This is a genomic window from Pseudomonas sp. IAC-BECa141 (assembly GCF_020544405.1).
Lineage (GTDB): Bacteria > Pseudomonadota > Gammaproteobacteria > Pseudomonadales > Pseudomonadaceae > Aquipseudomonas.
In genome coordinates this window covers 2496826-2510556 of the sequence record NZ_CP065410.1, presented here as the reverse complement: position 1 = coordinate 2510556, position 13731 = coordinate 2496826, and the positions used below count along the sequence as shown (strand labels likewise).

Genomic DNA, 13731 nt, shown 5'->3' with positions numbered 1-13731 from the left:
GGCCGAAAAATCGCCAGGACTGACGCCGATCAAGGCCCAGCCTCGTCCGGGTGGCTCACCGTGGCTTTCAAGATCAGATCACCCGGCCGTTTAAAAAGGCGATCAGACAGCCCACCCTTGGTATGATCGCCCACACTTTTGTGACGATTTGATGGCTGGAAGGTCTTTTTTGTGAGCGCTCTTTGTCAACGGTTGCGGCGCCTGGATGCCCGTCTTCTTTCTCTGGTTTTCCTGGTACTGATCGTGCCGGTGTGCCTGCGGGCGGCACTCGGCTGGTCGAGCCTGTTCGGTTATCTGTCAGATCTGGCCATCGGCAGTCTGTTGATGGTTTTGTTACACCGCCGTCCCTGGTGGCTGGCGCTGCCGGTGCTGCTGTTCTGGGGATTGCTGGCGGTAGCGACCGCGGAACTGGTCAGCGCGGTCGGTCGCCTGCCGACCGTGGCAGACCTGCATTACCTGATCGACCCGCAGTTCGTGGAAAACTCCACCGGCGGTGGCTTCGCCCATCCCGGTGTGGCGTTTGCACTGCTGGTGGCTCTCGCCCTGTGGCTGCTCAGTCATTGGAATCGACGTGCAACACCGGTTCGCGCTCTGCCCCGCGCAATCTGGGCGATGCCGGTGCTGCTGTTCTCAGCGTACTGGGGCGCGCAACACCTGGCCCCGAGCGATGACGACCCGTGGCGCCTGTACAACCTGCCGCACCAGTTGCTGGCCGCGCAGGTCGCCGATCTTCAGATGCAGACCGAAGAGTGGCTGGACGGCGACACTCAGGTCGCTCCTCCGCCCATGGCCGGGCTCACCGATGTTGATCTGAATGGTCACCCGTTGCTGGCGGCCAAGGGCAAGGCGCGCAATGTGCTGATCGTTGCCCTCGAAGGCATTCCCGGCGCTTACATCGGCGCCAATCGCCGGGCCATCGGCAGTCATTATCAGGAAGACCTGATGCCCAACCTCAGCCGCTGGGCCGAGCGCGGCATGAACACTCCGGATTACGTGCTGCACACCCACCAGACCATTCGCGGTCTGTACGCCATGCTCTGCGGCGACTACGACAAACTCGACAACGGCACGCCCAAAGGCGTGGAAATGCTGACCCAGCACGAACGCAATCAAGCCTGCCTGCCGGCACAGCTGCGCCAGCACGGTTTTGCCACGCATTACCTGCAAGGCGCAGGGCTGCGGTTCATGGCCAAAGACAAGATCATGCCGCACATCGGTTTCGACGCGACCCATGGTCTGGAGTGGTTCACCAACGCCAACTATCTCGAGTTCCCGTGGGGCAAGGACGACAAGGCGTTTTTCGAAGGCGCGCTGAAATACGTCGGCGAACTGAAAAAACAGAAACAGCCGTGGATGCTGACCTTGCTGACCGTCGGCACGCACCAGCCCTACTCCGCGCCCGAGCAATACCTGCAACGCTACGACACGCCCAAGCATGCCGCCGTCGGTTATCTGGACGATGCGCTGGAACAGTTTCTCAGTGGCCTGGAACGCCAGGGCGTGCTGAAAGACACGCTGGTGGTTATCACTTCTGACGAATCCCACGGCATCGACGGCGTCCGCCTCGCGTCGTCCTGGGGCTTCAACCTGACCCTCGCGCCGGAGCAGGCGCAATTGCCCCGCCTGAACGCCGGGGTCTACGGTCACGTCGATCTGAGCGCGTCGATCCTGGATTACTTCGACTTTCCTGTGCCTTCCGCCCTCAGCGGCCGCTCGCTGTTTCGCGATTACGATTCGGGCCGCGAAATCATGTCGTTCACCAACGGCAAGCTGCGCTATCACGACGGTCGCGGCCTCCTGACCGAATGCGACATGCCACGCCGTTGCCGCAATTACGCCAGCGAAGGATTCATCGCCGAAAGCGCCACGTTCAAAGGCAACGCCAGCGGCCAGAACGCCCGGGACATCGCCGCCCGCGCCTCGGCCCTGGACCTGTCGCTGTTGCGCACCCCGCTGAACCAGCGCTATCAGTTCGGCAGTACCAACGTCATCCCGCTGCAAGCGCATATCAAGGACGACTGGGCCGACAACCTGATCGGCGCGCAATACCTGGAAATGCCCAAGGGCTCCCACACCCGCGTGCGCCTGACCGTGCGTTCGGTCGACCCGCAGCAGGCAGCGTACATTCAGCTCAAGGCCAAGGAGTTCGAACAGGACGTGCAACTGGGACTGCCGACCGAGATGGTCGCCACGGCAGATCAGCCGCTGGAGATGGATTTCAGCTTCGACAACCCGCAACCGCGCAAGGCGTTCTCGTTCCACTTGTTGGGGTATGGGCTGGGCGCCGTGGAGGTCAGTGATTTCAGCGTGATCACAGAACTGCCGGGGCAACAGGATCTGCTGGACGAGATCCCGGAAGAAGACACCGCTCAATCGAGTTGAGATCAACGCCAGCGTCGCAACGACGCTGGCGCCTGTCCGGTGTGAACGATCAGAACGTGGTACGCAGCCCGACCTGAATGCTGCGCCCTTCTGCCGGCGCAATATCGCGCAGGATCGAGCTGGCGTAACGCACGGTCTGGTTGGTCAGGTTCTCGGCATTGACGAAGGCCAGCCATTTGCTCTGGCCGACATCAAAGTGATAACCCACATTCGCCCCCAGCGTGGTGTAGCCGTCGGTGCTGCTTTCGTTGTCCGGCACCCGGTGCTGGGAACTGGCGTGCTCCACATCGATCCGCGCCTGCCAGCGATCCAGCTCCCACAACAAACCGGTGTTCAATCTAAGCGGTGCGATGCGCGGCAGGTCCTGACCGTTGTCGAGGTTCTTGGCCCGGGTGTAGTCGCCCGACAGCTCCAGTGCAAACTTGCCGTAGGCGTTTTCGCCGAGGGTCCAGCGATCCTGCGCTTCGATGCCGCTGAAACGGGCCCGAACGCCGGAGTAGGTGTATTCAGGAATGCCGTCGGCGTCCTCCTCGCCTTCGTCGTTGAGTGTGCGGCCCGTCCCGAGCAGGCCGATGTAGTTGGAGAAATGGCTATAGAAGACGCCGACGCTGCCCTTGTGCGTACCGTTGTCGAAACGCAGGGCCAGGTCGCTGGAGACGGCTTTCTCTTTCGACAGCCCCGCGTCGCCGACTTCATAGGTGCCGGTGGCGACGTGAGCGCCGTTGGCGTAAAGCTCATAGAACGTCGGAGCGCGTTCGGTGTAGCCGAGCGTGGCAGCCACCGACCAGACCGGCGTCAGCGTGTACACCGCACCGGATGACAGGCTGCCGGCGGTGAAACTGCTGGAGCGATCGGCATTGGCGAAGCGCTCTTTGCCTTTGGCGTCGGGCTCGACCGTGGTGTGTTCAAGGCGTCCGCCGAGGGTGAACAGCAGGCGATCCGTGGCTTGCAGCTCTTCGAGAATGAATAGCGCGCCGACATCGGTATCAGTGTGCGGCACGAACGCTTCTTCGCCCAACGCCGAGAACTCGTTGCGACTGACTTGCGCGCCAATCACCCCGTTGAACGGCCCCAGCGGCTGATGCCGGGCTTCGACCCGCGCCTCGTAGCCCTTGTTCTTGAACGTGGTGCCGACCTCGCCGCCCTCGATTTCACGGTGCTGGTAATCGGTGTAGCCAGCGTCGAGCTTCACCGAGCTGAACGGGCCGTCGAGGTTGCGGATTTCCGAGGCGAAGGCGTAGTGCTCCTGCTCCATGCGGATGCGCACATCGTCTTCGGCCGGCGAGCCGTAGTTCGAATCGTAATTGCTGTACGACAGCCCCGCGTAACCGTCATCCCAGGTGTACGACCCGCCCACCGCACCGCCGTCCTGACGACCGTCGCTGTTGGCCAGCCGATGCTTCTTCGAGTCGCCATCGTCGTTCGCCCGTTCACGACGAGTCTTGGCGTAGCCGGGAATCTTCAGGTCATTGAACTCGCGGGCGCTGGCGTCCAGGTGCAAGGCGAACTGACCGTTACCGGCTTCGAGCTTGCCAGCGCTGCTGCGGGTGGTGTCGGCGCCGCCGTAGCGCAACTCGCCGGCACCGTGAATGCCTTCGATGGCTTCGGTCGGGATGCGGTTGTCGAAGGTGTTGACCACCCCGCCGATGGCACTGCCGCCGTACAGCAAGGCCGCGGGGCCACGGACGATTTCGATGCGCTCGACGTTGACGGGGTCCAGCGGCACCGCGTGATCGTAGGACAGCGACGAGGCGTCCAGCGCGCCGACGCCGTTACGCAGGATGCGAATGCGATCGCCGTCCTGCCCGCGAATGATCGGGCGACTGGCACCGGGGCCGAAGTAGGACGAGGACACGCCCGGCTGCTTGTTCAGGGTTTCGCCGAGGCTGCCTTTTTGCTGCAGCGTCAGGCTGTCGCCGCTCAACACGGTCGAGGGCGAGGCCAGGGTCTGACTGCCCAGCGGATTGCCGGTGATGACTTGCGGTTGCAGCTCCAGCGGGTCGGCGGCGAATGTCGGGGAAGCGATCAGCAGCGCAGAGGCCATGAGCGTCAGGCGGGGTTGGAAGGAGTGGAAACGGGAAGGCATTTCAGGAATCCGTCAGGCAGAAAAGTGAGGATCAATGCCGGCGAGACAGAGTGCGTGTGACCGGCATCAATCAGATGAAATCATTTTTATGTTATACAATAACATTTCCAATGACCATCACGTTTCTTCCACACATTGGCAAACCATCGCTCAAGCACGGGCATTTCAGCGCCCTGCCCGGCGCCGGCGCCCGACAGTTCACGTAAGAGACTGCGCCTATCAGGCACCAATAGTCGGCCTATTAGCTGACTCTCCGAGTCGGGTCTAGCCTTACTACTCCGAAGTCGGCACGAGCCGGCCGCAGATGACCTGATAAGGACCCGAACATGGCAAATGAATCGAAATGCCCGTTCAATCACGCCGCCGGCGGTGGCACGACGAACCGCGATTGGTGGCCGAATCAACTGAACCTGAAAATCCTGAGTCAGCACTCGCCCGCGTCCGATCCGCTGGGCAAGGACTTCGACTACGCCAAGGCTTTCAAAAGCCTGGATTTCCAGGCCCTCAAACGCGATCTGACGGCGCTGATGACCGACTCGCAGGAGTGGTGGCCAGCGGACTTCGGCCACTACGGACCGCTCTTCATCCGCATGGCCTGGCACAGCGCCGGCACCTATCGCACCGCTGACGGCCGTGGTGGCGCCGGCTCCGGCCAGCAACGCTTCGCCCCGCTCAACAGCTGGCCGGACAACGTCAGCCTCGACAAGGCCCGCCGCCTGCTGTGGCCGATCAAGCAGAAATACGGCCGCAACATTTCCTGGGCCGACCTGATCGTTCTCACCGGCAACGTCGCGCTGGAGTCCATGGGCTTCAAGACCTTCGGTTTCTCCGGCGGCAGGCCCGACGTCTGGGAACCGGATGAAGACGTGTACTGGGGCTCGGAAAACAAATGGCTGGGCGGCGACAACCGCTACGGCAAGGATCCGCAATCCATGCAGCCGCCGGGCGAAGGCACGCTGGTGGCCGAGCCCGCCGAACACGGCAATGAAGAAAGCCGCACCAATCAGGGCGAACGCAACCTCGAGAACCCGCTCGCCGCCGTGCAGATGGGCCTGATCTACGTGAACCCGGAAGGTCCGGAAGGCAATCCGGACCCGGTGGCCTCGGCCAAGGACATCCGCGAAACCTTCGGCCGCATGGCCATGAACGACGAGGAAACCGTCGCCCTGATCGCCGGCGGCCACGCTTTCGGCAAGACACACGGCGCGGGCCCGGCCGATAACGTCGGCCCGGAACCGGAAGCCGCCGGCCTTGAAGAACAAGGCCTGGGCTGGAAAAGCACCTTCGGCACCGGCAAGGGCGCCGACACCATCACCAGCGGCCTGGAAGTGACCTGGACCACCACCCCGACAAAGTGGAGCAACAACTATCTGGAAAACCTGTTCGGCTTCGAGTGGGAACTGACCAAAAGCCCGGCCGGCGCCCATCAGTGGAAACCGAAAAACGGCGCCGGGGCCGGCACCATTCCCCACGCCCACGACCCGAACAAACGCATCGACCCGACCATGCTTACTTCCGACCTGGCCCTGCGTTTCGACCCGGCCTACGAGAAGATTTCGCGACGTTTTCTGGCCAATCCCGATCAACTGGCCGACGCCTTCGCCCGCGCCTGGTACAAGCTGATCCACCGTGACATGGGCCCACTGTCGCGCTACCTCGGCCCGGAATTGCCTCAGGAAGAACTGCTGTGGCAAGACCCGATTCCCGAGGCCAGACATCCACTGGTGGATGACAGCGATATCAGGGCGCTCAAAGACAAAGTGCTGGCATCGGGGCTGTCCGTTTCGGAACTGGTCTCCACTGCCTGGGCGGCCGCATCGACCTTCCGGGGCTCGGACAAACGTGGCGGCGCCAATGGCGGGCGTCTGCGTCTGGCGCCGCAAAAGTTCTGGCAGGCCAATCAGCCGGAGCAACTGGACAAGGTGCTGAAAGTCTACGAAGGCATTCAGAACGAGTTCAACGCCGGGGCATCCGGCAAGCAAGTCTCGCTGGCGGATCTGATCGTGCTGGCTGGTAATGCCGGGGTCGAGCAAGCGGCGAAAAATGCCGGGCACACGGTGACCGTGCCGTTCAATCCGGGGCGCACCGATGCGAGTCAGGAGCAGACCGACGTCGAATCGTTCGGTTTCCTTGAGCCGCACACCGATGGCTTCCGCAACTACGCTGCCACCACCTATCGCGTGCCGGCCGAAGCGTTGCTGATCGACAAGGCGCAACTGCTGACCCTTTCGGCACCGGAAATGACCGTGCTGATTGGCGGCCTGCGCGTACTGGACACCAACGTCGGTAAAACCAGACACGGGGTGTTCACCGACAAACCCGGCACCCTGACCAACGACTTTTTCCGCAACCTGCTAGACATGGGCGTGGAATGGAAACCGACGTCCAAAACCGAGTTCGAAGGTCGTGACCGTAAAACCGGCAGCGTGAAATGGACGGCGACCCGGGTCGATCTGGTGTTCGGTTCCAACTCGGTACTGCGGGCGCTGGCCGAGGTGTATGCCAGTTCCGATGCGAAGGAACAGTTCGTCAACGACTTCGTTGCCGCGTGGGCGAAGGTGATGGACCTGGACCGGTTTGATCTGAAGTAACTGAGGAAACGCAAAACAACTGTGGGAGCGAGCTTGCTCGCGAAGAGGGAGTATCAGACACGCAGATGTCGTCTGAACTACCGCATTCGCGAGCAAGTCGAATCGTCGCACCGTCGCCCCCACAGTTTTAAGCGGTGCTATCCCAGCTTACGCCAGGCTTTTGCTGACCACTTCATACACATCACTGGACAGCTGACCCGACGCCAGAATCCGCTCCAGCTCCGCCTTCATCAGCGCCTGACGAGCACCGTCATACTTGCGCCAGCGAGTCAGCGGCGCCAGTTGACGCGAAGCGATCTGCGGGTTGAAGCCGTTCAGCTCGATCACCAGATCCGCAAGGAAGCGATAGCCCGAACCGTCCACCGCGTGGAAGTTGATCAGGTTCTGCCCGGCAAAGGCGCCGACCAGCGCACGCACCTTGTTCGGGTTCTTGATGTTGAACGCCGGGTGCTGCATCAGCGCCTTCACACGTTCCAGACCGCCCGGCAAGGTGCTGCCGGCCTGCACGCTGAACCACTGATCCATGACCAGCGGGTTGTCCTTGAAGTGCTCGGCGAAACTGGCCAGCGCCTTGGCTTTCTGCTCGTCGAACGGCGAGTTGACCAGCACGGCCAGCGCGGTCAGGCGCTCGGTCATGTTGTCGCAGCTGTCGAACTGTTCGAGCGTCGCCGCCAGCACTTCCGGCTTGCCGCTGAGCATCAGGTACGACAGCGCGATGTTCTGCAACGCGCGACGGGCGAAGTGCTCGGCTTCGGCCACGTACGGGGTTTGCTTCGACAGGTCGCGGTTGGCCTGATAACGCAGCCACAGCGCCTCGAACAGGTTGTCCGCCAGTTGCTGACGGGCGAATTCGCGGGCGGTGTGGATCGCCTCCACGTCGGCGATTTCGCTGATTTCGGTCAGGTAGGCTTCGCTTGGCAGCGAGAGCATTTCCGCGACCATCGCCTGATCCAGCGACTCGTCCGACAGCACGGTACGCAGCGCGGAAACAAGACGCGGGTCAAGCACCAGGCTTTCGCCCTTCTGCTGCTGACCGATCAACTCTTGCAACACCTGCACCGACAATTGCTGGCTGGCATCCCAACGGTTGAAACCGTCGGTGTCGTGCTGCATCAGGAACATCAACTGATCGCGGTTGTACGGGAAGCTCAGTTTCACCGGCGCCGAGAAGCCACGCAGCAACGACGGCAGCGGCTGTTCGGCGATGTCGATGAAGGTGAAGGTCTGCTCGGCTTCGGTCACCGAGATCACACGAGTGGTGCCTTGAGCAGCGCTTTCGCCGGCCAGACGCAGGGCGATTTCGTTACCTTGGCTGTCGAGCAGGCCGAGTTCCACCGGGATCACGAACGGCAGTTTTTCAACCTTGTCCGGGGTTTCCGGGCAGCTCTGGCGGAAGGTCAGGCTGTAGGTTTTCGCGGCGGCGTCATAAGACTCGCTGACCGCCAGTCGCGGTGTACCGGCCTGGCTGTACCAGCGCTTGAACTGGGTCAGGTCGACGCCGTTGGCATCTTCCATGGCCTTGATGAAGTCATCGCAGGTCACGGCCTGACCGTCGTGGCGTTCAAAGTACAGGTCGCTGCCCTTGCGGAAGCCTTCGGCGCCGAGCAGGGTGTGGATCATGCCGACCACTTCCGAGCCCTTTTCGTACACGGTCAGGGTGTAGAAGTTGGAAATCTCGATGAAGCTGTCCGGGCGCACCGCGTGGGCCATCGGGCCGGCATCTTCGGCGAACTGGTGGGTACGCAGGTACGCCACGTCCTGAATGCGCTTGACCGTGGCCGAGTTCATGTCGGAGGAGAACCCGGCGTCGCGGAATACCGTGAAGCCTTCTTTCAGCGACAGCTGGAACCAGTCGCGGCAGGTCACGCGGTTGCCCGACCAGTTGTGGAAGTATTCGTGGGCGACGATCGCCTCGACCCGCTGGTGCGCAGCGTCGGTGGCGGTTTCGGCACGGGCCAGTACGGCACTGGAGTTGAAGATGTTGAGGCCCTTGTTCTCCATGGCGCCCATGTTGAAGTCGTTCACGGCGACGATCATGAAGATGTCCAGATCGTACTCGCGACCGTAAACCTCTTCATCCCAGCGCATCGACTTCTTCAGGCTGTTCATGGCGTGCTGGCACTTGTCGATGTTTTCCGGCTCGACATAAATGCGCAGCGCCACGTTGCGGTTGGTCATGGTGGTGAAAGAGTCTTCAACGCACCACAAGTCACCGGCCACCAGCGCAAACAGGTACGCCGGCTTCATGAACGGGTCTTCCCAGGTTGCCCAATGACGGCCGTCTTCGCCGGGGCCGCTGGCAATCGGGTTGCCGTTGGACAGCAGCACCGGATAGCTGTGCTGCTCGGCCACCACAGTGGTGGTGAACTTGCTCATCACGTCCGGGCGGTCGAGGTAATAGGTGATCTTGCGGAACCCTTCGGCCTCGCACTGGGTGCAGAACATCGTGCCGGACTTGTACAGGCCTTCCAGTGCGGTGTTGGTTTCCGGGTGGATCCTGACGCTGGTGTCGACCGTGAATGTTTCGCTGGCCGGTTGCAGGGTCAGGTGGTTTTCCGTCAGCTGGTAGTCGGCGGCGCTCAGTTCCTGGTCTGCCAGGGTCACCGACAGCAGTTCCAGCTGTTGGCCGTCGAGCACCAACGGCGGCAGGCCCGGGCCACGGGCCGGGTTGCGGCGCATCACCAGTTGCGCGTGGACCAGACTGTGGTCCTCGAACAACTCGAAGGTCAGGTGTGTTTCATCGATCAGGTACTCGGGCGCCTGATAGTCCTTCAGGTAAATCATCTTCGGTTGTTCGGTGCGCATGCTGAAGTCCTTATTGATGCACGGCGAGCTGATAGGCCGTGTACTTGCGAATGTTGATCACGCCGGTGTCGAAGATCAGGTACTGGCCCTTGATCCCCAGCAGCGTGCCTTCGGCAATCGGGTTCTTGTCCAGGTTGAAGCTGACGATCTTGGCCGGGTATTGCTCGACCGGGTAGCGGATTTCCAGCGGCTCGACGTCGGCGATGGTCTGAATGGCCTGCAGACCGAATCGCTCCTGCAAACCTTGCAAACCCGGGGCGCAGCTTTCGAACAGCTGATCGCGCACCTGCGCCAGATCCACCGCCGCCGCGTCGCCCTTGAGCAAGGCGCGCCAGTTGGTCTTGTCCGCCACCTGACTGCGGAACAGGTCTTCGACGAAGCCCGATTGCTGGCGCGTGGAAACGCGCATGATCGGCAACGCTTGACTGGCGCCCTGATCGAGCCAGCGGGTCGGCAACTGGGTGGCGCGGGTGATGCCGACCTTGATCCCCGACGAATTGGCCAGGTAGACGATGTGGTCGGTCATGCAGAACTTCTCGCCCCACTCAGGCTCCCGGCAGGTGCCGGCCTCGAAGTGGCAGCGCTCCGGGCTCATGATGCATACATCGCATTGGGCCAGTCTGGTCATGCACGGGTAGCAATAACCCTGACTGAAACTGGTCTTGGTCTTGCGCCCGCAATGGGTGCAGTGAATCGCCCCCAGGTATTCCAGACGCACCGTGCTGCCGATCAACGGATTGACCGGCACCTCGACGTCATCCAGACGAAACGCGTACTGCACGTTCGGCCCGTCCAGGCGCGCCGACATTTTGCTGATTGCACCGCGGCCGATCTCGATCAATGGATGGCGTCCGACTTGAACAGGATGTTCGGCACTTCGATCGACTTCGACGCACATTCCTGCGGGCCCATGTAACCGGTGCGCTCTTCCTCGGGCAGGTTCTGGATTTCCCAGGCGATCATCGCCTGCAGCGACAGCTCACGCTGTTCGGCGGTGAGCTTGCCACCGTCCGACCATTTGCCGATCTCTACGGCCAGTTTCAGGCTCTGGTAGATGTCCGGGGTGATGTTCTTGATCAAATCGTTAAAAGAGGACATCAGGGTCTCCGTGCTCTTTATTCAAAAAATTCAGGCGGCCAGTTTACGGCGGTTGTACAAACCGCCCAACAAACCGGTGAAGCATCCGATGAGTAACCCGCCGACGTGGGCGGCATTGGCGATTTCGCCGAAACCGATCATCGAGATCAGCCCCGACATGCACACCAGCAACCACACCAGCATCATCACCAGCACACCGCGCGGCAGGCGATAGGCCGGGTTCGGCGCCAGCAGCTGGAAGATCCAGCAGTGACCGAGCAACCCGTAAAGTACGCCGGACAGACCGCCGAACAGGCTCGGGCCGCTCCAGGCGAATTGCGCGTAGTTGGACACCAGGCTGAACAGCAGCGTCAGGCCGATCAGGTTGACGCTGCCCTGGCGCGACTCGATGCGCCGCCCAAGCTCCCAGTACCACATGCCGTTCATGGCCAGGTGCAGGATGCCGAAGTGGATCAGCATGGGGGTGAACAGGCGCCACCATTGCCCCGCCGCCAGGCTGTCGGCCAACGGTGTGAAGTGGATGTAGTCGCCGACCACGCGAAAATCGAGGAAGGTCAGCCAGCGCATCGTGTCGAGGTTGTCGCCCAGATACGTCAGCCCCGCTACCAGCAGGCTGAGCAACAGGATGAAGCCGGTGGCCCTGGCATGTTTCAGTTGCTCGGCGAAGCTTGGTCGCTTGAACGTCGGCGCCGTCGGAATGTCCAGTTGCTGATCGGGGTCGCCCGCCGGGAAACGCTCGTACAGCGAGCGTACGTCTTCGCTGATTTCCGACGGCACCCACAACACCTGCTCGCCCGACTCTTCGCTGACGCGGTGAGGCACCTGCATGCGTTGCAGCAGTTTGACGAAACCGCTCAGGTCCACCGCCAGTGGCAGACGCAATACCGCTACCACGCTCATCGCAGCACCTCCGGCCGCTCGACGTCGACCCAGACAAATTTATGCGGATCGAGGCGGGTTTCCTGATCCAGACGATAGGCCACCAGTTTGCCGTACAGCACCGCGCTGTAATCCAGGCAGGCGAGGTTCGGCCGGATGGGCGCCGGTTTGCCGCTGCGCCAGTAATGACCGACGAACAGCAATGGCTCATCGATGCCATAGCGCAGCAGGGAATTCTTTTCGCTGGAGGTCAACGGCTTTTGCGCCACCGGTTCCGGCAGTGCGTCGGGCTGGAACACGATGTCGCCGTAAGTCTGCGGATCGTCTTCCCAGAATTTGGTGCGGAAGAATGAACGCACCAGGCCGTCGCCACTGGTCATGGTCAGGCCATCCGGCAGGCGCATGTCGGTGCCGCGCAGCAGGCGGTCGAACACGGTGCAGGCGAAACTGCCCGGTACCGCCGAGGCCTGGAGGAAGTGTTCATCGACGCAGCCATCAGGGAACAATGCGCGCAACGGCTCGATCAGGCCGGCGTCCCAACAGGCATGCACCACCCGGAAGCGACCGGCATCGACGAACAGCGGCAGCTCATAGAACCATTGCTGGAAATCGTGCCAGTCGCCGGGATGCTGTTCGAACTGGGTCAGGGTTTCGTGCAGCAGACGGGCATGGCGCGGCGTGTGCTCGCGCACGAACTGCTTGCCGCTGCCCGGAGGCGCCGGCGTGCTCCAGCCCAAGGCATTGAACTCGTGGTTACCCATGATGCACAACGCCTGACCGGCCTCGACCATGTCGTGGACGATGTGCAGCGCCTCGCGAATCCGCGGGCCGCGGTCGATGATGTCGCCGACAAACACGGCCATGCGCGATGGATGCCGCCAGACCCCGCCCTGCTTGTGGTAACCAAGACGGTCCAGCAGGTGTTCCAGGGTCAGGGCGCATCCGTGCACGTCACCAATCAGGTCATAACTGCGCGCGGGATCGAGCATCAGTCGCCTCCACCACCCAACTTGCTGCCCCAGCCGAGCTTGGTCCGGCAGACTTCGTAGTAGTTGTGGTCGAGCGGATGGATCAGCCGCAGCTTCTGCGCTTTCTTGCTGACGGTGATGGTGTCGCCCGGCGCGCAGGTGAAGTGGTTCTGCCCGTCGCAGGAGACCTGCGGGTAGATCTGCATATCTTTGGACACGACGATTTTCAGCTCACTGTTGCCATCGACCACGATCGGTCTGCCCGACAAGGTATGGGGGTACATCGGCACAATCACAATAGCGTCAAGCTTGGGATGCATGATCGGGCCGCCGGCAGACAGTGCGTACGCGGTGGAGCCGGTCGGGGTCGACACGATCAGGCCGTCGGCCTTCTGGCTGCAGACGAACTGGCCGTCGATGTACAGTTCGAACTCGATCATCCGCGTCGATTTGCCGGGGTGCAGCACCACGTCGTTCAGTGCATCGCCCTGGCCGATGGCTTCGGCGTGGCGACGGACTTCGGCTTGCAGCAGGAAGCGGTTTTCCACCAGATAGTGGCCGTCGAGCACTTCGGCGACCTTGATTTCCAGCTCGTCGGGGCGGATATCGGTGAGAAAGCCGAGGCTGCCACGGTTGATCCCGAGCACCGGAATATTGTGCTTGGCCAGTGCCCGTGCTGCGCCGAGCAGGCTGCCGTCACCGCCGACCACGATGACCATGTCACAGACCTCGCCAAGCATCTTGCGCGACGAGGTTTGCAGGCCATGGCCCGGCAGGACTTCGGCGATGGTGTCTTCGAGAATCACATGCAGGTGACGATCGAGCAGGAAGCGTTTCAGTCGGCGGACGGTATCCAGCACCTGGGAACTGCCCAGGCGACCGATGATGCCGATATTACGAAATTGCTCCATGGGACTCCTGC

Annotated in this window: 9 protein-coding genes; 2 read left to right on the top strand and 7 right to left on the bottom strand. The window is 62.0% G+C overall.

Annotated features, from left to right (window positions below; translation table 11 throughout):
* Positions 1 to 171: 171 nt before the first annotated feature.
* The gene (locus I5961_RS11425) at positions 172 to 2382 is read left to right on the top strand and encodes an LTA synthase family protein (protein ID WP_227235278.1); all 2211 of its coding nucleotides are present in this window, start codon (positions 172 to 174) and stop codon (positions 2380 to 2382) included.
* A gap of 49 nt (positions 2383 to 2431) precedes the next feature.
* On the opposite strand, the gene I5961_RS11420 is transcribed toward I5961_RS11425, so the two are convergent.
* A complete protein-coding gene (locus tag I5961_RS11420) occupies positions 2432 to 4468 on the bottom strand; it encodes a TonB-dependent receptor (protein ID WP_227235277.1) in 2037 nt (678 codons plus the stop codon).
* A 326-nt stretch (positions 4469 to 4794) separates the two neighbouring features.
* On the opposite strand from I5961_RS11420, the gene katG reads away from it, so the two are divergent.
* Positions 4795 to 7059, top strand: a complete 2265-nt coding sequence (gene katG, locus I5961_RS11415) for a catalase/peroxidase HPI (protein WP_085704318.1) — start codon at positions 4795 to 4797, stop codon at positions 7057 to 7059.
* A gap of 147 nt (positions 7060 to 7206) precedes the next feature.
* On the opposite strand, the gene pepN is transcribed toward katG, so the two are convergent.
* Genes pepN through I5961_RS11385 form a run of 6 tightly spaced genes read right to left on the bottom strand, consistent with a single transcriptional unit; the run spans position 7207 to position 13720 of the window.
* Positions 7207 to 9864, bottom strand: a complete 2658-nt coding sequence (gene pepN / locus I5961_RS11410) for an aminopeptidase N (RefSeq protein WP_227235276.1) — start codon at positions 9862 to 9864, stop codon at positions 7207 to 7209.
* Between the two features lie 10 nt (positions 9865 to 9874).
* A complete protein-coding gene (locus I5961_RS11405; protein ID WP_085698880.1) occupies positions 9875 to 10705 on the bottom strand; it encodes a DUF2797 domain-containing protein in 831 nt (276 codons plus the stop codon).
* Entirely contained in the window at positions 10702 to 10962 is a 261-nt protein-coding gene (locus tag I5961_RS11400; protein ID WP_085698878.1) for a YeaC family protein, read from the bottom strand. The genes I5961_RS11405 and I5961_RS11400 overlap by 4 nt, the downstream gene beginning before the upstream one ends.
* Before the next feature lie 30 nt (positions 10963 to 10992).
* Complete coding sequence (locus I5961_RS11395) at positions 10993 to 11862, bottom strand: rhomboid family intramembrane serine protease (protein ID WP_227235274.1); 870 nt, start codon at positions 11860 to 11862, stop codon at positions 10993 to 10995.
* Entirely contained in the window at positions 11859 to 12833 is a 975-nt protein-coding gene (locus I5961_RS11390) for a metallophosphoesterase (protein WP_371918983.1), read from the bottom strand. Before I5961_RS11390 ends, I5961_RS11395 begins: the two co-directional genes overlap by 4 nt.
* Positions 12830 to 13720 carry an NAD(+) kinase gene (locus I5961_RS11385; RefSeq protein ID WP_007956919.1) on the bottom strand — a complete coding sequence of 297 codons (891 nt, stop codon included), beginning with the start codon at positions 13718 to 13720 and terminating at the stop codon, positions 12830 to 12832. Before I5961_RS11385 ends, I5961_RS11390 begins: the two co-directional genes overlap by 4 nt.
* Positions 13721 to 13731 lie beyond the last annotated feature (11 nt).